Genomic DNA, 19668 nt, shown 5'->3' on the forward strand with positions numbered 1-19668 from the left:
ATGAAATAGCCGAAGAGATATTATAAATTTAAGTTTCGCAAGATTTTATGTTTAGCACTAACTCTCGACTCCCGCTGCTTTTGCGACCCATCTGCCGCTTGCTTGCCAAAAGAAAAGAACTTGCTTCGCTTCAAACAGCTTTTCTTTTAACGCCAGTCTACGCGGGATGTGTCCCCGCAAAGCAGCTGAATATCTCGTTGTCAGTGCACAAGACCTAATAACTGATGCTTGCGAAAGTTGAATTATAAGGTATTTGCTAAACAATATTACCGATTGTGGTAGTTGTTAAAATAAAACGGCACAGCCATTATCTGTTTTTCGAGATTTCCAGAATATACTCTTAAAATAGATAACAAGGCTATTTTTATTATATGATATGCAGATGATCACCGTTTCAATGTAATCCAACCGAACAAAAAGGTGAAAAAAATCCCGTAAAAAAAACGAAATAAAGAAAATGGGAAAACTTCTATTAAAAAAGAGTTAACAATGAGAATAAAAGAGATATATTCCAGATTCTGGTTCCCCGAATTCGTTGTACAAAACCAGCTTGCCAGCGTAGAAGCAGCAATGCTGATTGACCAAATTTTAAATCCGTTTGAGAAAGAAGTAGATATAAAGGGAAACTACATAAACTAAAACCGGATTATTGACCTGAACTGTTGGATTCTATCAACAAATAAAGGAAATACTAAACATAAAATAATATCCAAAAGTTAAAGCATATCTATTACTAATATTGATACCTACAAGCCTCTTATTTTATTAATTTATTTCTTATCAAGTACTAGGTTAATTAAATATTTTTTATTTCCTTTGTATTGATATTAAAATATGTATTATTCCATAATGGATATCATTACACTCTTCAATGAATATTAATAAAAACAAAATGATTGATTTTAACACCCTTTCTATTCAATACAGGGATGAATTACTTGAAAATGTGATTCCTTTCTGGCTTAACCACTCCCAGGACAAGGACTATGGCGGATATTTCTCGTGCCTGGACCGGCAGGGAAACGTATATGATACCGATAAGTTCATATGGCTGCAGGGGCGACAGGTATGGATGTTCTCAATGCTATACAACAGTGTGGAAAAACGAAGGGAGTGGCTTGATTGCGCCATTCAGGGCGGAGAGTTCTTGAGAAAATTCGGTCACGACGGCAACCTGAACTGGTATTTCTCCCTCACCCGTGAAGGGAAACCCATCATTGAACCATATAACATTTTCTCTTACACCTTTGCTGCAATGGCTTTCGGGCAACTGAGCAAGGCAACGGGAAACGAAGAGTATGCAGAGATCGCAAAAAAAACATTCGATATAATACTTTCAAAAAGAAGCAATCCAAAAGGGAAATGGAACAAAGCATTTCCCGGAACGCGAAACTTGAAATCGTTCTCACTGCCGATGATACTCTGCAACCTTTCACTCGAGATTGAGCACCTGTTAGACAATGAGTTCCTGAAAAAAACCATAGATGAGTGCATTCACGAGGTGATGGAGGTGTTTTTACGACACGAACTGGACGGTTTGATCGTGGAAAATGTCAACGAGGATGGATCACTTTCCGATACTTTCGACGGGCGACTGATGAACCCGGGACATGCCATCGAGGCTATGTGGTTTATCATGGACCTGGGTAAAAGGATGAACAGACCGGAACTTATCGAAAAAGCAGTTGAGACAACCCTTAAAACAGTCGAATACGGATGGGATAAAGAACATGGGGGTATATTCTATTTTATGGACCGTAAAGGATTTCCTACACAGCAGCTGGAGTGGGATCAGAAACTGTGGTGGGTACATGTGGAGACTTTGATTTCTCTGCTGAAGGGATACCAACTGACCGGTTCGGGAGAGTGCCTTGACTGGTTCGCCAAGGTACACGATTACACATGGAGCCACTTTAAGGATCCACGGTCCCCGGAATGGTGGGGATACCTGAACAGACAGGGAGAGGTGCTGCTGGACCTGAAAGGCGGAAAATGGAAAGGGTGTTTCCACGTCCCAAGAGGACTGTACCAATGCTGGAAAATAATGGAAAGCATCAATACCTCAAGAATAAACAACTCGTTTGATTTTGCCCGGAATGTTCTGGATAACCGATAAAAAAATATTATTAAGCGATGACAAAAATTAAGGGAATATCTACTGCCTCAATGCTGCTGGTTATGGCTCTATCAACCCTGGCAGTATGTTCGAGCGGGGACAGAATCAGCCACGAAGAAGAACTGATCTTTAAAGAAAAACGTCCTCCTCTTGAGTTAACGCATTATAACGAAGTTCCGAAGCATCTTGTCCTAATTTACGACGGCGGTGTGCACCGTAGTATCCGGTGGGACTCGGAGCATTTTGCACCCTATGTCTCCTCCGAGGTAAACGGAGAGGCAAACTGGCTATTCGACGGCTTTTTATTTCTGGAAATTAAGGACGGACAGGGACGGGGTTTTGCTTCCGGTTATGAAAAGCTGCCTGCAAGAAAAATTGAATGGGAAAATCTCCTTCACAATTATTTCAGAGATGGCAATGCTATTCATGCATTGAATAAACAGATCGGAAGTATACGAAAAGAAGGCAGCAACGAGGAATTCACAAAAAGAAAAGTTGTGTTAAGCCTACCCGAGCCTATCCCCGGACAAGTTGACTGGGGCATGCTGGATGGACGTTCTCTCCTTTTTTCAAATAAAAAGGACAGGCTGGATGCATGTAAATGGTATATCAACTATGCCGAGAAGCTTTTTCAAAATGCAAATTTTGAGAATGTAGAGCTTGTCGGATTCTACTGGCTGGCAGAGGAAGCCACAAACAGCAGAGATCTTGCTAGGGATGTGGCAAGCTATATCTACAGCAAGAAATATGATTTTTATTGGATTCCCTACTTCAACTCCGACGGATATTCAGAGTGGAAAAATCTGGGTTTCAATGTAGTATATTATCAGCCCAACTATTTCTTCAACGAAAATACGCCATACGAAAGACTGCAGGAAGCCTGCAACAGAGCTCAAAAATTCCAAATGAACCTGGAGGTCGAATTCGATGATAGAGCACTGAAGAACAACAAAGACTGGGGTTATCGCCTGAGGGATTATTTGGATGTTTTTGAACGGAACGGTGCTTTCGACTCGTTAAAAGTTGCTTACTATCAGGGAGGCGATGCCTTTTACCGGCTATCACAATCAAAAGAGCAGAGCGATATGGAACTACATAAAAGGCTTGTTAAAATCATAACAAAATAATAAAAAAACACAGAGATGAATCCTACAAGAGAAAAGAAATATTTGAAAAAAATATTTCCATCGCCTCGACTGGATCGGCCAACAACTACAAAAATTATCGGATAAAACCCTTTAACTTTTAATAAGGGATATCATGTAACCAAAGAAAAAGTATCGGAAACAACTGGATTACAGGAAAGGTATAACGAGCATTTTCAATAACAACTACAGTGAAAGACTAAACATTATGACAAAACAACATTTTCACTATCTCTTTTACCTCATATTTATGCGTTTTGTAACAGAACAAAGCGTGGCCAAACATCTTTCAATACAAAAAGTGCTGGGTAAAGACAGTACTGGCACCAAAAAAAGGAGACACAACCGGGAAAAGAATGCAGTTATACCATAGCAATCTCAAGAATGAAAAATTTATAATAAAAGACAACAAATTCAGGATAATTATCATACAAAAAGAAAAACAAATTGATTGTTAAATTAAAAACAAGATGAATTTTATGAAAAGGATGAAAAAATTACTTCTTCAGAAGAAATGTAAAAAAACGTTATCCGTTTTGAGCTTATTCATACTTCTGATCTGCAGTACGAACACGTACGCGCAAAATATAGTCAGAGGTACCGTGGAAGATTCAAAAGGCGAGAGCCTGATTGGTGTGAACGTAATGGTTAAAGGTACCCGTCAAGGTACGGTTACTGACGGAAAGGGTGAATTTCAACTTACAGTTAATGATTCAAAGGCAGTAGTTGAATTTTCTTATGTTGGATTCAAAACCCAGGAAGTTCCTCTTAACGGCAGAAACTTTCTGAATATAAAACTACTGGAAGATACAGAGCTTCTGGAAGAGGTTGTTGTGGTTGGTTATGGAACACAAAAAAAGATGCATGTAACTGGTTCTTTAGCGCAAGTAGAAGCCAAGGATATTATAAGTGCACCATCCGGTAACCTGACAAACGCTTTAGTCGGAAAACTCCCGGGGTTAGTAGCGACACAGAAGTCAGGACAACCCGGATCTGACGGTTCCAGGTTGCTTATCCGCGGTGTCTCGACCTTGGGTGATGCTGCCCCTATGATCATTGTGGACGACGTGCAACGTTCATTTACCAATCTAGATCCGAACGAAATTGAAAGCATTACTATTTTGAAAGATGCTTCTGCCGCAGCAGTATATGGAATGCAGGGAGCAGGAGGAGTGATTTTAGTAAAAACGAAAAGAGGAAGCCTGCAAAAACCGCAAATTACTTATACCGGAAAAGTTTCATATAACCAGAACACTAATTATCCTAAATTTTTAAATGGTCCCGACTTCATTAAATACTATAATAAAGCGAGGGAAATGGACGGATTGGAGCCGCTCTTTTCCGAAGAGGTATATAATAAAGTATTGAATGGAGATCCTGAAGGCAAATACGCAAATACCAATTGGTTTGACGAATTAATGAAAGACGGCGCCTCTTCAACTCATCATAATATTTCTGTGAACGGAGGTAACGAAACAGCAAAATACTTCATCTCACTGGGATATTTCGATCAGGGAGGTATTGTAGATAAGTTTGCATTTAAGCGATATAACCTGCGTTCAAATATTGATGTGAACTTAAATAATAATTTCAAATTAGGGCTTGACCTGGGTGCTAGACAGGAAGATCGGAAATCAGGCTATTATTCGGTATCGAATCAGTCTTGGAATAACCCCATCAACCTGGCGCAACGCATGATGCCTATTACTCCAACAGAATACGGCGGCCTGCCTGTGGCGGCCAACATTGATGAATCGGCAAAATTCAATCCCATGGCGTTTAACAGCCTGACCGGATACAGTAATTCCATAATGAACATACTGATATCTTCACTCACTTTATCGTGGGATGTGCCTTTTATAAATGGGCTAACTGTAAAACTTAAAACCTCTTACGACAAAGATTATACCACAGCTAAATCGTGGAGGGAACAATTCCTTATGAACAGCTACAATGCAAAGACAGAAGAATATGAAATCGTGGAGTCCAATCATGGTGAACCTAAAGAGTCTGTCCTGAGAAATAGTAGTTCACAAGCTCAACGACTTACAGTACAACCATCCATCAGCTATAATAAGACTTTCGACAAACACAACATTTCAGCATTACTCTTATATGAGCAATCATCTTACGAATCTGAAAATTTAGCGGCAACCGTTCAGGGGTTTGACCTGAAAACATTACATGAACTTAATTTTGGGAAAGATATATTAAACGGCAAAAAAGGAGATGCTATAGGCGGGGGAAGTTATAAATTTAACCGCGCCGGTTACGTGGGGCGCATAAACTATAACTATGACAACAAATATTTAGCGGAATTAGTTGCCCGTTACGATGGGTCTGTACGTTTCCCATCTGAAAATAGATGGGGTTTCTTTCCCGCCGCTTCTTTCGGTTGGAGAATATCTGAAGAACCGTTTTTCGCAAGGTATAAGGATAAAATCGAGAACTTTAAACTGAGGGCATCAACCGGGCTGTTGGGTAACGACCGTATTGGCGACTTCCAATACCTGAACTTAATGAACCCAAATCCTCCCACTCTTTATATTGGAGACAAAGAATATATCTCTATATATACAGCAGGTAACGTAAACAGAGAAATCACCTGGGAAAAAACTGCTACTTACAATGTTGGATTTGATTTCATGCTGAGCCGTGGCATATTCGGGATGGAATTTGACTGCTTTTACAAATTAACCAATGATATTTTGATTCCAAGTTTGGGCACCTATCCCTGGTCGTTGGGAGGAAACCACCCCAGCACCATTAACGGCGGGAAAGTGAGTAACAAAGGTTTTGAGGTAGTACTAACCCATCAAAACAAAGTGGCCGATTTTCAATACAATGTAAGAGGAAATATTGGCTGGTCGCGAAATAAAGTTTTAAGGATGAATGAAAGTCCCAATGTCCCAGATTATCAAAAACGTACCGGGCGCAAAATGGGAGAAAAAATGGGCTTCATTACCGATGGATTGTATCAGTCCGATGAAGCAATCATCGATAGCCCTACTTTGGCTCATTTAAGCAAAGATCAAATCCGTCCCGGAGATATTCGCTATGTAGATTTAAATAAAGATGGCAAAATAGACAAAGCGCAAGATTACACATTCATAGGAAATAGCAACCTGCCGGAATTGTTTTACGGACTAAGCCTGGGTGCTACATGGAGAAACTTCGACTTATCTGTTTTCTTCCAGGGAGCTGCCATTACCGATGTATTCCTTAGCGGTGTGTATGGAAATGGGCATGTGGACGCCACAATTTTTACACGCCCTTTCCATGGAAACGGAAACTCACCATACTTCCTGATTGAAAACAGCTGGACGCCAGAAAATACGAATTCTGAATTTACCCGGTTGTCAACTATAGCAGCCGAAAAAGGTAACTGCAACGGATGGGCATCAGATTGGTGGATACGCGACGGCAGTTATTTGAGATTGAAGAACGCTCAGTTGGCATATAATTTAAAAAATGACTTCATCCGCAATATAGGTATTAATAATATCCGCTTTATGCTGACCGGAGGGAATCTATTTACATGGTCAAAATTAACAAAATACAATATAGACCCTGAGACACCTGAGATTACAAACGGATATTATCCGCAACAACGAACTTATGAGTTTGGTATTAATCTAACTTTTTAACGAATAAGAAAATGAAAAAAGTAAAAGCTATAACAGGAATTATTTCCGCCGTTTTTATATTAATCGGATGCTCTGACTTCTTAGATCCGGAGCCTCGTGCTAAATATAGTGAAATGGATGCCTGGAAGTCTGTAGAAAACACCTATTTATATATTAATGGTTTTTATAAACCCATTTATGAATATGGCCCGTATGGTCAAAAATATGCGGATGTGAGCCTTCATGACGGATTCTCCGATATCCTTCGCTACAGCACAAATGTAATGGGGGGAAATGGAGGCGATGTAAACAAAGTGGTCTATTCCGGCAATATCAGCCCCTCGGGTAATATTTTAAGCGATTATCAATATGAATATAACCGTATTCGTCGCATCAATGAATTCCTGTACGGATTGGAGACATATGCAAAATATGATAAAGATGTGGTGAAGCTGATGCAGGCTCAAGCCCGTTTTTTCAGGGCTTATCTTCACTTCATGCTTGTCAGGAACCACGGGAGCATCGTCATCCGTGACTATATCGACGGGCCCAATGAGGCACTCAAGGCAAGAAGCCCGGAGAATGAATGTTGGGATTTTATTGAAAAAGATTTGGATTTTGCCGCCGAAAATCTGCCCGATGAATGGGACAAAAACAATTTCGGGCGCCTGACCAAAGGAGCCGTATATGGGTTCAAGTCAAGAGCAATGCTCTATGCCAAACGATGGGATAAAGCTGCAGAAGCAGCTCAAAAAGTAGTTGACAAAGAAGGGACACTCTATGGCCTGCTTCCCGATTATGCCGATGTCTTCAAACAAACCGACCTGTGTAAAGAAACAGTATTGGGATACAGGTTCCACGGACAACTCACCCATTCGATATTATTTGATAAGCTTTATAGCCCAAAAGGCGATTTTCCACCTAAAAATACTGATGTGAAATGTCTGGCGGTACCCACGCAAGAAATGGTGGATTCTTATTATATGGCAGACGGCAGTAAGTTCGACTGGGAGAACCCTGAACATAAAGCCGATCCTTACAAGAACAGGGAAGCGCGTTTCTATGCTTCAATTTTATACAACGGAGCTCCATGGAAAGGACGCACCATTGAAACTTTTGTAGGAGGTACAGACGGATTCAAAGAATTTGGAATAGACAATCATCCGAATACAACGACTACAGGGTATTATATTCGTAAGATGATAAACGAAAAGAGCGACAATATGGCACAAAAAGGCATAACTGCCTGGTCGGAAGTCAGGTATGCCGAAGTATTGCTCAATCAGGCCGAAGCGTTAAATGAAGCCGGAAAATCCGTTGAAGCGCTGGTTCCGTTGAATAAAGTGCGTCAAAGAGCTAAACTACCTAATGTAACCGAAACCAACCAGGCAAACCTTCGACAAATAATCAGAGAAGAACGTAAGATAGAGTTGGCATTCGAAGGACAACGCTATTGGGACTTGAGACGCTGGAGAATTGCACTTGAAGTATTAGGGAAAAAACGGATGCACGGTATGAAAATCACCAAAAATGCAGACGACACATTCAACTATGAGATAGTAGATTGCGATGGAAAAGATCGTTTTTTCGAGGAACGGTATTATCAATTTCCCATTCCATTGAATGAAATTCAGAACAACCCACTGTGTACACAAATTGATAAATGGTAATTAAAATGAAAAATACAATGAAGAATTTATATAAAATAGCGGGGATTTTAGGGTTACTCCTGATGTTCTCATGTGAAAGCGCAGATGTACTTGTCCCAACGCCCGGAAACGAAGTGACCGGCATCCGTATCATGTTGCCCGATGGCTCCAATACCGACTTCGCGGTTACCCCCGATGAAAATAATATCATTAAACTGGAGGTAGACGGAAGTTTGAAAACAGATCTTGCCAAAATACGCATGTCGGTAAGCATCCCCAACAACGCGACAGTTGAGTCATCAGTACCGCTTGGAGAATATATGGATTTCTCCAAACCGGTAAGTTTTGACGTAATCGGAGCTGATGGGGCAAAGCAAACCTACACGGTTCAATTGAGAGTGGTTCCCACAGCAATTGACGTGAAAGAGTTATGGAAGAAAACAGCAGCGGAGCTCAATTTCGTATCAAACAACAACGGGGCAATTGCTTTCAGCGGCAATTATCTGGTAGTCCATGAACGGACCAAATTCGATTATTACAACCTCCAAGATGGTACCAAAGCAGGCACTCTGTCATTCGAAGGTATCGATTGGAACACACTCACCCGTACGGTACCGTTATATATGGCCGGCGATGATGCAGGCAATATCGTCGCTTCTAATTTCTATATGACTCGCTGGATGCCCGCAGGCGGCACCAACACCATTCATATGTTCTGGTGGGAAGGCGTTACGGCAAAGCCCAAATTATTATTCTCTTATGATGTGGATATCGATAAACCCGGGAATATTGACGTAGGGAGGAAAATATATGTCAGGGGAGATATCTCCAAACATGCGTTCCTGTATATGGGAGTCTCCTTTCAAAACATGTTTTTACGCTGGGAAATTCAAAACGGGCAGGTTGTTTCCGAACAACCCGATAAAATTGAATATGATCCGGGATACCAGATGGGAATGCAACCCACCATCGTTCCCGTAGAATTCGGTAAAAACGCCAATTACTTTATTCCCAGATACGATAACGGAATAGGGAAAGTAGCGATTACCTATATGGACGGCACAACCAACAAGCCGATATATGCCTCTGAGCATCATATACAAAATGTCTTTCACCAATGGCTCACTAATGAAAATAGCGGGGTTGGCCATTCATTCGATTATGTAAACATGAATGGGGCAAAATATATCTTTCTTATCGAACAAGATTATTATTATTGGATGAGAGAGATCTTTCAGGTAAGGCCCATGATGAAAGACCCCTCTTCTGTTAAGAGCATTGTGAATCTGATTCATACCAGAAAGTGGAACGATTGGCTTTACTTTCCGTTGGATAGTTCATACGGAAAGAACGGAAATGTGACTGGTGACGTGACGATACGTGTGGCTCCTGATGGAAATTCATGTACGGTAGCCTTCTTATGCACCAACTCCGGAGTGATCGTTTGGAATGTTAATCTAGAATAGATTGGTTTCACATTACTGGAAGAGGAAACATTATGCTCCTCTTCCGGTATTTTTTCTCGATGAAAAAGATTATGGAAGCCTTTACGGGTGTTGAATTTCGAAAACAAACCGCAAGATGCGAAAGAGGCGGTTTATATCTGTTTGACAAAAGGAGACGGACTGATGTTCTTCGATATGATTTATCTGATCATGTATGACCAGAGAGGTGCCATTAAAAAAGGAATCGACAAGGCACTATCCAAAGATAAAAATTAAAAATACATGCAAAAAAAATCTTTAAATTCAATATTGTTTGCCGCCTTACTTTGCGTATGCCTTCCAGCACGTACAGAAGCACAAACGTCTTGCCCGGTAAAAGGGAAGGTAACCTGTGGGGAAAAAGGAGTAGCTAACGTGGTGGTTACAGACGGGCAAACCTGCGTACTGACCGATAAAGATGGATTGTTCTCTATGCCCTCACCCGATAGGAATGCTGAATTTGTATACATTACTACTCCGTCGGGGTATCTTACGCAAGATAGTTTAGGAATACCTCAATTTTATCAAAGGATCAACAGTGAAAAAAGTCAAACTTTTCATTTCACAATAAAGAAAAACCCCAAAAACGACCATCGTCATACCCTTCTGGTTCATTCTGACCCGCAATTCTTCAAAGAGGAAAACTTCGCATCATATACGAAGATTGTGGAGGATTGCAAACAGACAATAAACTCTAATAAGCAACACGATGTGTTCGGTATCGACTGCGGCGATCTTGTGGGCGACAGGCCTCAACTCTACTCCCGCTATATTGGGGAACTGAACAAAACTGGTATACCTTTTTATCGTGTATTGGGTAACCACGATGAGAATTATGGCGGTCGTTCCGATGAAACATCTACCCATACCTATAACAGCGTTTTCGGTCCCGCTTACTATTCTTTCAATCGCGGGAAAGTACATTATATAGTCCTTGATAATGTTTTTTACATTGGACGCGACTATTTCTACATTGGTTACATTACCGAAAAAATGTTCCAATGGTTGGAGCAGGATCTATCCCATGTACCCAAAGGTTCTACCGTTTTCGTTGCCATGCATATTCCCGCACAACTTTCCGAAACGCCACAACCGTTCTCGTACTCCAACGAAAACATGGGCGGACAAACCATAAACGCTTCCGCTTTATTTAAAATCCTCGAACCGTATAACGCGCACATTCTTACCGGACACATGCACTACAATAAAAACATTATCCATGCGCCCAATCTCTACGAACACAACACTGCCGCTATTTGCGGCACATGGTGGCAAGGCGATTATTGCTTGGACGGAACACCTCTCGGATACGGAGTATATGAAATAAACGGCGACAACGTACAATGGTACTTTAAAAGCGCCGGTCATCCGCAAGAGTATCAAATGCGCGCTTACGCCGTAGGAGAAAACACCAATTTTCCCGGCGATGTAACCGTAAACGTCTGGAATTGGGATAAAAACTGGAAAATAGAATGGACGGAAAACGGTCAAAACAGGGGCGAAATGACCCGATTCCAAGGCATTGACCCCGAAGTGGTAAAAATGTGTGCCGATAAAGACAAATTGGAATTCAAATGGATTTCGCCCATCATAAACGAACATATGTTCAGAGCCACTCCTGCGTCGAAAGGTTCAACAATAGAAATTATCGTTACAGACGCATTTGGGAAGAAATACAAAACAACCCTAAAATCCAACAATCCTAAAAATAAATGAATAAAAAAACAACTCTCTTTTTCCTGGTTTTATCGGGCTTTTTAACCGTAATTTACGGACAAAAAAAAGGAGAACATCCAAAAATTGATGTGCGGTCAAATCTCGAAGAAGGGATCTACAAAAAACAAGACAGCGTATTTTTTCTGATCACTCTCTCCAATATTTCAGAAAACGACAAATTGTTCTATGAGATTGGACCCGAAAAAATGCCTCCCCGTATAAAAGGCTCTTTACCTTCAATTCCAGGAACGTATAAAATATATGGAGATACGGAAATAACCTCTGGTTTTCTAAGATGTAAAGTTATTCTTTCGTCGGAAGGTGAAAAAACATACCAAACAGCAACAGCAGCGATAGAACCGGATCGTATTAAATCGACCACCCCACGTCCTGCCGATTTTGACAAATTCTGGCAAACAAAAATAAAAGAAGTATTAACGAAACCGCTCAACAGTGAACTGGCACTTATTCCGGAATACTCAAATGATTCAATAGATGTATTTCAGGTAAAATATCAGATAAGTAAAAAAGATGGTCATTTTTACGGTGTCCTATGTCTGCCCAAAAAGAATGAAAAACTTCCTGCACTAATCAGATTTCCAGGTGCAGGGGTATATCCATCAAGACCCGAAATGGAAATGGCGCAACAGGGAGTTATTACTTTAAGCGTTTATATCCACGATTATCCGGTTACTTTAGAAGAAAATTTCTATAACGAACTGAGTAAATCTGCCTTAAAAGAATATCAATATATTGGAATCGAAAATCGCAATGATTTTTATTACAATCGGGTAATTGCCGGATGTGTTAAAGCCGTGGAATTCATCTATTCTCTTCCGGAGTTTGATAAGGAAAGGCTTGCCGTTTGGGGTTCCAGCCAGGGTGGCGCACTCTCTATCATCACCGCTTCGCTGGAACGTAGAGTGAAACGATTAGCAGCCTTCTGCCCGGGAATGTGTGATTTTACAGGGTATCTCCATGGAAGACCAGGGGCTTGGCCCGATTTTTATAATAGCAGCGCCAATATAGGGAAACTCCAAAAAGAAAAAGTATATAAAAACGTATTACCTTATTATGACGTAGTTAATTTCGCCGAGAAAGTGAAAGTTCCCGGATTTTACTCATGGGGATTCAATGATCAAACTACTCCCCCTACTGCAATCTATGCTGCATATAACGGAATTAAAGCTCCCAAGGAAGTTTTTACAATCCCCCAAGGAGAACATAAAATATATCCTGAACAAATCGAAAAATTGAATAAATGGATTTTATCGTATTTTAATTTAGTTCATGAATAAGAAATAGTTCTAATCTTGTTCTAATCATGTAATTATATTAAGTAATAATTGTTATGTTTAATCCATATTAATAGGAATAGCCGTTTGAAAATCATTAAAAAATGAGATCAACAAGGATATGAGTACAAGAAGACAATTTTTAAAATCGTTAGGAACAACATTTGCTTTGGGATGTTTGTCGTCAGAATTACAGGCAACAATTTTAAGACATCCTTCTATAAAAGCCATTGAAGGTTCGTGGTTTGAGTTTCAACACCACAGCCTGATAGAAGGCAAATATTGGAATCCTGCTTTAGCCGCATTTACAGCAGAACAATGGGATAAAAAAATAAAAGAAATCGCCGACACCGGAATCCGGTATCTGGTGCTGTTGAATACGGCTATACGCGACAAAACGTTTTATCCTTCAAAACTTCTGCCTAAACACCAACTGGAATGTGAAGATCCGTTGGAAACGGTCCTTTCGGCTGCGGATAAATACAATATTAAGTTTTTCGTGAGCAACGGGTTCTATGGCGATTGGACTAAATCGGCTTTTCTTATGCAGGATAAGCAAGTGGAAAAACTCCGGTTACAAGCCATGAACGAAATTGCTGAAAAATACTCCCACCACAAAAGTTTCTACGGTTGGTATTATCCTAACGAAACAGGCATTAGAGGACATTACGATGATTTTTTTATCAACTATGTGAATGTTTCTTCACAAGAAGCGGTCAAGTTAATTCCCCACGCAAAAACACTTATTGCGCCATACGGAACACGAAATGTAACTCCCGATGAAAAATATGTACGCCAACTAGAACAACTCAATGTAGACTATATTGCCTATCAGGATGAAATAGGAGTGGAAAAAACAAACGTAGAAGAAAGCGCCGCCTTTTTCGAAAACTTACATAACCTCCATAAAAAAGCAGCCAGATCGAAACTGTGGGCAGATGTAGAAGTGTTCAGATTTGAAGGAAAAGTATATCAAAGTGCTTTACTTCCTGCTCCGGCAAAAAGAGTTATTGAACAAGTGAAAGCCATATCGCCGTATGTAGAGAAAATATTCATCTATCAGTACATCGGGTTGATGAATAAAGCGGAAAGTCCTGTTTTCGCTGGAGTTCCCGAATCTGTTTCCTTATATGAAGGTTTGATGAAAAACCATTTTTTGAAAAAATAAAATATAATTTTAATAAATACAGAAAATGAGACATATATTTTTTCGCATTGCCATTCTCTCTTTGCTGTTGCTTAACTGTTCAGACAAAAACAAAGAAAACGAATTTGACTTCAGGTACATTACCAAACTTGAGGTACTTTCACACAAAGCTCTTGATGTAAAAATTGACAACTTCAGGAAAACGATAGACTTGCTGTTTGAAAGTGGGCAAGACTTTTCGCAAGTGGAGATAAGACTGACGTTAGCGAATAATGTTGAGATGGTCGCTCCTCAAACGGCAACCGCCATATACGATCTAACCAATAAAACTGAAATCTCAGTTAAAAGAAACGGAGAAGTTACAACTTTCATTGTTAATCTGCGTTATAAATCAATTCCTTTTGTAATTTCTTCTAACAATTGGGAAAAAAAAGATAATTTTGGCAACCTTCCGGAATATCTGTCCATATATAAATATAAAAAAGATATTTCCGGAAAATTGGTACAGGCATACATCGCTGTAGCTGATGTGAGCGAAGGAAAAGCAAAATTTAAAATCCTGGGGGAAAAAAAAGGGTATCATACCCCTACACAGTTCTATGAAGCTAACTCTTTTCCCAAAGTGGTTCTTAACGGCGGATTTTTCTGGTCGGGAACTTCATTGGGACTGATCATAAAGAACGGGGAGACAGTGTCGAAAATAGAAACGGTTACAACAAGGAAATATAACGGGGTAGACACAAATTATTATCCCACCACAGGTGCATTCGGGATGGAGAGCGATGGTACATTCACTTCTCAGTGGGTATATCATTCGAATAACATTTTATATGCCTATCCTTCTCCTTCTCCCAATAAATCAGGTGAAAAGCCTATGCCCATACCTTCAGCAATTTTTCCTGAAGGTGCTGTGAAATGGCAACCTAAAGAAGCCATTAGTGCCGGCCCCCTATTAATAAAAGAGGGAGAGTACAAGAATTTATGGGAAAACGAACTGTTCGATGAGGCGAGTGGTGTAGGTCCCAATTACAATCATCCCCGCTCGGCAGTCGGATATCACCCGAACGGATACGTTGTACTCTTCGTATGCGAAGGACGAAATAAAACGCCTAATACACCGGGCATGACATTAAAGAATGTAGCAGATATTTTATTGGAATTAGGCTGTACAGAGGCAATCAATCTGGATGGCGGAGGCTCATCATGCATGTTAATAAATGGGAAGGAAACAATAATTCCCAGCGATGGTAAACAACGGACCATTACAAATATGGTAGCAATATATTGATATAGACATTTCAGAATTAAAAAACAATAAATAAAGAGAATTAAGATGGATAGAAGAAGTTTTATTACGTACGCTACTTTATTGGGAGGTTCTGCAGCATTAAAGGGTAATAATACTTTTATACCCTCCAAGAAACATATAAAAAAGTCCATTAATTCCAGATCACGTGAACTACACGCAGATGTCATCATCCTGGGTGGAGGAATGGGGGGGTGTGCTGCCGCTCTTGCCTGTTGCCGCAATGGACTGAGTGTGATCATGACCGAAGAGACCGACTGGATTGGTGGGCAAGTGTCCCAGCAGGGAGTCCCTCCCGACGAACACCAGTGGATCGAGACCCACGGCGCACCGCAATCGTATCGAGAGTTCAGAAATAAGGTACGCAACTACTACCGTCAGAATTATCCGCTTACGGAAGCGGCCCGCGGCCGGGTAAATCTCAATCCGGGTGATGGGAGCGTATCCAGGATATGTCATGAGCCAAGAGTTGCCGTGTCCGTCTTGACAGATATGCTTTCGCCGTTTCTTAGTACCGGAAAATTGCGGATTCTCCTTAACCATAAGGTATGGAGCAGCGAAGTCTACGGTGACCAGGTAATAAGTGTAGCAGTAAAGAGCATGGAAAAAGGTGACCGGACTATATTAACGGGTGATTCTTTCGTTGATGCAACTGAATGTGGAGATCTGCTCCCATTGACAAATACGGAATATATTACAGGTACAGAATCGAAACATGACACTAAAGAACTGCATGCACCCGAAAAGGCTGATCCGATGAACAACCAGGCATTTACCGTCTGCTTTGCAATGGATTATCAACCCGGAAGAGACAATGTACAGGATCCTCCAAAGGAGTATGATTTCTGGAGAAAATATGTTCCTGAATTGACTCCTCCCTGGTCGGGAAGGTTGCTCGATTTATCCTACTCTAATCCACGTACGCTGCAACCTCAGAAAGTGGGCTTCGACCCATCGGGGAAAAACCCGGAAGGTCTCTTCAACTTATGGAACTACCGTCGCATCATAAACCGACAAAACTTTGTTGAAGGCACATATGATGGAGATATCACCATTGTCAACTGGCCACAAAACGATTTTCTTTTGGGTAACCTGCTGGATGTGCCGGAAAAAACATTCAAAGAAAATGTTGAAAAGGCAAAACAGTTGAGCCACGCACTCTTCTACTGGTTGCAAACCGAGGTGCCCAGACCCGATGGCGGTAAAGGATGGCACGGCCTAAGGCTGCGAGGGGATATCATGGGCACCCATGACGGGATGGCAAAATATCCCTACATCCGGGAATCAAGACGCATCCGTGCCGAATTCACAGTTCTGGAAGAACACGTGGGAGCCGAAAACAGACGTTTGGTTGCCGGCGATATTAAAGGGATGCGTTCCGCAGAATTTTTCGACAGTGTGGGCATCGGTTTTTATGCCATCGACCTGCATCCCTCTACAGGTGGCATCAATTATATCGACATTCCGTCGCTTCCTTTCCAAATACCACTCGGCGCACTGCTACCCATACGTATGAACAACCTGCTCCCGGCCAACAAAAACATCGGCACCACTCATATCACCAACGGCTGTTACCGGTTGCACCCTGTGGAGTGGAGCATTGGAGAAGCGGTAGGCCAACTGATTGCTTTCGCAAAAAAGAAGGAGGTGCCTTTCAGAGCTGTAAGGGAACAGCGGGAGCTTTTGACGGATTTTCAACAAATGTTACATAAGCAGGGTGTGGAAACTGAATGGCCTTGACCCGTAAGGCAGCTTTTATAAACATTATTAACAACATACAGGAGATGAAAAAAACAAGCCATTTAATATTGATTCTGATTTTAGGACTAATCGCAATGAACATGAATGCAGAAGGTATGAAAAACAAAGAGAAAAGAGTAATTGTAATCTGTGCCCATCCCGATGATGCAGAATTGACAACGGGCGGTACCGGCATCCTTTTATCACGCTCAGGATATAAAGTTAAACTTGTCTCTCTTACAAATGGCAATAAGGGACATCATGAAGGCACGAAAAACGAGATAGCTATCCGCAGATACAATGAAACTCAGGAAGTAAAGAAGCGAATGAACTGTGAATACGAGATACTCAATAATGAAGATGGGGAACTGGAAGCAAATTTAAAAAACCGCATGGAGGTGATACGACTGATACGGGAGTGGAAAGCCGACATTGTGATCACTCATCCTTCGTATGACTATCATCCTGATCACCGGAACACCTCTTTACTGGTACAAGATGCCGCATTTTTGGTTAATGTCCCTAAAATATTACCAGAAGTCCCGGCATTAACCGAGAGTCCTTTATTTCTTTATACGAGAGGGCGTTATGCTGATCGTCAAAAGCCCAACCCCGATATCGTAGTAGATATCACACCGGTGGTAAGAGAGAAAGCATATATCATTGATGCTCATGCATCCCAAATATATGAATGGTTGCCCTGGATTAACCGGAGCAACAAGATCATTCCAGACACACAAGAAGAGAAAATTGAATATATCCTGAAAGAATATGTGCTGAAGCGGGGAGAGATAAAGGAAAAAGACAGACCTGTTGTTGAAAAATGGTATGGGAGCAAGGCAAAAGAAGTAAAAACAATCGAAGCATTTGAAATCTGCGAATTTGGCCGTAGTGTCGACGATCGGGAGATCAGGGAATTATTCCCAATGTTTCCCAAATAACAAAGGTTTTGTTAAATTTGACTTAATAGCCGTATAGCCTGATAATTATTCCGTTCTTTTAATCAGTCAGGTGCGAGAAGTCCGTTTAAAACAGTTGATTATTGAGTCTGCTCCGAAAACCCCAAAACCCGATTTCAGAAGGTCACAACTCGCTGGAAATCGATAGCATTCTTTGTTGGATTTTCAGCAAAAAAGACTTATCGGAGGGGACTCATTATTGAAATAGAAGAAGAAATATAAAAACAATATTCGCAACTTGATAAAAATAAGCAAAAAAAAGAGCAATAAGCTTTCAAGAAGATCGTTTTTTAAATCGTCAGGCATAACCACACATGAGGAAGGAATCCGGCACAATTAAAGAACGGGCCAAAAAATCCATCTGACAATAATGTAAATAATAAAAATAACCAGATGACAAAAGTAAATTTGTTTTTAGCATGTATCCTCTATTTAGTCACATCGCAAATACATGCGCAAACGGTATATTATGAGGCAGATCAGTTTCAGCTTATAGGAAAAATATCGGAAGAAACCGAGACACGATACGAACGACTCCCGGCCTACCTTAAAGAGAGGTGCCGCGCTCCGTTATGGAATTTGGGAAAAAACAGTTCCGGCCTAGCGTTACGTTTCAGGACAAACAGCAGTGCCATCTCTACGAGATGGGAAGTGGCGGGAGATAACCATATGAACCATATGACCGATACAGGTATCAAGGGGATCGATCTCTATGCTTGGGAAAAAAATCACTGGCAACCTGTGAAAGCAGGCCTTCCTACAGGGAAGACAAACGAACGGGTCATTATCTCGAATATGACGGCGCAGGAACGGGAATATATAATGTTTCTTCCTCTTTATGACGGAATTATTTCTCTCTCAATAGGCATAGACTCCACCGCCTATATTAAAAATCCGGCACTGCCCTACCCCGACACAACTCATCCCATTCTGGTTTACGGAACCAGCATCACTCAGGGAGGATGTGCTTCAAGGCCGGGAATGTCGTATACCAACATCCTTACCCGCAAATTAAACAGGGAGGTGATTAACTTGGGATTCAGCGGAAACGGTCAGCTCGATTATGAGATTGCTGAATTAATGGCAACTCGCCGGGATGCATCGATGTTTATACTAGACTTTATTCCCAATGTGAACGCTAAACAGCTGACTGAAAAAACAATGACTTTTTTCAACATATTGCGTAAAACCAATCCAAACACCCCGATCCTTTTCGTTGAAACAATCATTTTTCCTCATTCATTTTACGATAGAAAGACCTATGAAACAATCACGGAAAAGAACAGACTGTTAAAAGAAGAATACGAAAAGATTAAACGCAGTGGAGATAAAAACATATACTACCTGACAGGTGATGACCTGATAGGTAATAATGGCGAAGCAACCGTTGATGGTGTACATCTTACCGATACAGGCTTCGCACGAATGGCAGAAAAACTTTTTGGAGCAATATACTGTATAGAAAACAAATAACATATAATACAG

Annotated in this window: 15 protein-coding genes; all 15 read left to right on the plus strand. The window is 40.9% G+C overall.

Translation table 11 applies throughout. The features are described 5' to 3' along the window. Positions 1 to 489 precede the first annotated feature (489 nt). Entirely contained in the window at positions 490 to 639 is a 150-nt protein-coding gene (locus B3B27_RS04525) for a hypothetical protein (protein WP_238868062.1), read from the plus strand. A gap of 253 nt (positions 640 to 892) precedes the next feature. Continuing rightward, a complete protein-coding gene (locus B3B27_RS04530) occupies positions 893 to 2116 on the plus strand; it encodes an AGE family epimerase/isomerase (RefSeq protein WP_238868063.1) in 1224 nt (407 codons plus the stop codon). A gap of 17 nt (positions 2117 to 2133) precedes the next feature. Continuing rightward, on the plus strand, positions 2134 to 3243 hold the full coding sequence (locus B3B27_RS04535; RefSeq protein WP_238868064.1) for a DUF4855 domain-containing protein: 1110 nt from the start codon (positions 2134 to 2136) through the stop codon (positions 3241 to 3243). 226 nt (positions 3244 to 3469) lie between these two features. Next, a complete protein-coding gene (locus B3B27_RS04540) occupies positions 3470 to 3634 on the plus strand; it encodes a hypothetical protein (RefSeq protein WP_238868065.1) in 165 nt (54 codons plus the stop codon). A 115-nt stretch (positions 3635 to 3749) separates the two neighbouring features. After that, positions 3750 to 6908, plus strand: a complete 3159-nt coding sequence (locus tag B3B27_RS04545) for a SusC/RagA family TonB-linked outer membrane protein (protein WP_286845680.1) — start codon at positions 3750 to 3752, stop codon at positions 6906 to 6908. Positions 6909 to 6919: 11 nt separating this feature from the next. Further along, the gene (locus tag B3B27_RS04550; protein WP_238868067.1) at positions 6920 to 8557 is read left to right on the plus strand and encodes a RagB/SusD family nutrient uptake outer membrane protein; all 1638 of its coding nucleotides are present in this window, start codon (positions 6920 to 6922) and stop codon (positions 8555 to 8557) included. A gap of 17 nt (positions 8558 to 8574) precedes the next feature. Continuing rightward, positions 8575 to 10002, plus strand: a complete 1428-nt coding sequence (locus B3B27_RS04555; RefSeq protein WP_286846949.1) for a DUF5018 domain-containing protein — start codon at positions 8575 to 8577, stop codon at positions 10000 to 10002. Between the two features lie 87 nt (positions 10003 to 10089). Then, positions 10090 to 10257, plus strand: a complete 168-nt coding sequence (locus B3B27_RS04560) for a hypothetical protein (RefSeq protein ID WP_286846950.1) — start codon at positions 10090 to 10092, stop codon at positions 10255 to 10257. Positions 10258 to 10263: 6 nt separating this feature from the next. After that, entirely contained in the window at positions 10264 to 11736 is a 1473-nt protein-coding gene (locus B3B27_RS04565; protein ID WP_286846951.1) for a calcineurin-like phosphoesterase C-terminal domain-containing protein, read from the plus strand. After that, positions 11733 to 13034 (plus strand): acetylxylan esterase, encoded by a 1302-nt coding sequence (locus B3B27_RS04570; RefSeq protein WP_286845682.1) that lies wholly within the window; start codon positions 11733 to 11735, stop codon positions 13032 to 13034. The genes B3B27_RS04565 and B3B27_RS04570 overlap by 4 nt, the downstream gene beginning before the upstream one ends. A gap of 118 nt (positions 13035 to 13152) precedes the next feature. After that, positions 13153 to 14199 carry a DUF4434 domain-containing protein gene (locus B3B27_RS04575; RefSeq protein ID WP_238868072.1) on the plus strand — a complete coding sequence of 349 codons (1047 nt, stop codon included), beginning with the start codon at positions 13153 to 13155 and terminating at the stop codon, positions 14197 to 14199. 25 nt (positions 14200 to 14224) lie between these two features. Beyond that, positions 14225 to 15466, plus strand: a complete 1242-nt coding sequence (locus tag B3B27_RS04580) for a phosphodiester glycosidase family protein (protein ID WP_238868073.1) — start codon at positions 14225 to 14227, stop codon at positions 15464 to 15466. Positions 15467 to 15511: 45 nt separating this feature from the next. Then, positions 15512 to 17224 (plus strand): FAD-dependent oxidoreductase, encoded by a 1713-nt coding sequence (locus tag B3B27_RS04585; RefSeq protein WP_238868074.1) that lies wholly within the window; start codon positions 15512 to 15514, stop codon positions 17222 to 17224. Between the two features lie 44 nt (positions 17225 to 17268). Continuing rightward, positions 17269 to 18165 carry a PIG-L deacetylase family protein gene (locus tag B3B27_RS04590; protein WP_238868075.1) on the plus strand — a complete coding sequence of 299 codons (897 nt, stop codon included), beginning with the start codon at positions 17269 to 17271 and terminating at the stop codon, positions 18163 to 18165. Positions 18166 to 18576: 411 nt separating this feature from the next. Then, positions 18577 to 19656, plus strand: coding sequence for an SGNH/GDSL hydrolase family protein (locus B3B27_RS04595; protein WP_238868076.1), 1080 nt, complete (start codon positions 18577 to 18579; stop codon positions 19654 to 19656). The last annotated feature ends 12 nt before the right edge of the window (positions 19657 to 19668 follow it).

Source organism: Proteiniphilum sp. UBA5463 (genome assembly GCF_002427225.1).
Lineage (GTDB): Bacteria > Bacteroidota > Bacteroidia > Bacteroidales > Dysgonomonadaceae > Proteiniphilum > Proteiniphilum propionicum.

Coding starts and splice junctions, on each gene's coding strand:
- B3B27_RS04575 (WP_238868072.1), top strand. CDS start 13,153: ATGAGTACAAGAAGACAATTTTTAAAATCGTTAGGAACAACATTTGCT.
- B3B27_RS04525 (WP_238868062.1), top strand. CDS start 490: ATGAGAATAAAAGAGATATATTCCAGATTCTGGTTCCCCGAATTCGTT.
- B3B27_RS04540 (WP_238868065.1), top strand. CDS start 3,470: ATGACAAAACAACATTTTCACTATCTCTTTTACCTCATATTTATGCGT.
- B3B27_RS04580 (WP_238868073.1), top strand. CDS start 14,225: ATGAGACATATATTTTTTCGCATTGCCATTCTCTCTTTGCTGTTGCTT.
- B3B27_RS04570 (WP_286845682.1), top strand. CDS start 11,733: ATGAATAAAAAAACAACTCTCTTTTTCCTGGTTTTATCGGGCTTTTTA.
- B3B27_RS04545 (WP_286845680.1), top strand. CDS start 3,750: ATGAAAAAATTACTTCTTCAGAAGAAATGTAAAAAAACGTTATCCGTT.
- B3B27_RS04585 (WP_238868074.1), top strand. CDS start 15,512: ATGGATAGAAGAAGTTTTATTACGTACGCTACTTTATTGGGAGGTTCT.
- B3B27_RS04530 (WP_238868063.1), top strand. CDS start 893: ATGATTGATTTTAACACCCTTTCTATTCAATACAGGGATGAATTACTT.
- B3B27_RS04550 (WP_238868067.1), top strand. CDS start 6,920: ATGAAAAAAGTAAAAGCTATAACAGGAATTATTTCCGCCGTTTTTATA.
- B3B27_RS04590 (WP_238868075.1), top strand. CDS start 17,269: ATGAAAAAAACAAGCCATTTAATATTGATTCTGATTTTAGGACTAATC.
- B3B27_RS04555 (WP_286846949.1), top strand. CDS start 8,575: ATGAAGAATTTATATAAAATAGCGGGGATTTTAGGGTTACTCCTGATG.
- B3B27_RS04535 (WP_238868064.1), top strand. CDS start 2,134: ATGACAAAAATTAAGGGAATATCTACTGCCTCAATGCTGCTGGTTATG.
- B3B27_RS04595 (WP_238868076.1), top strand. CDS start 18,577: ATGACAAAAGTAAATTTGTTTTTAGCATGTATCCTCTATTTAGTCACA.
- B3B27_RS04565 (WP_286846951.1), top strand. CDS start 10,264: ATGCAAAAAAAATCTTTAAATTCAATATTGTTTGCCGCCTTACTTTGC.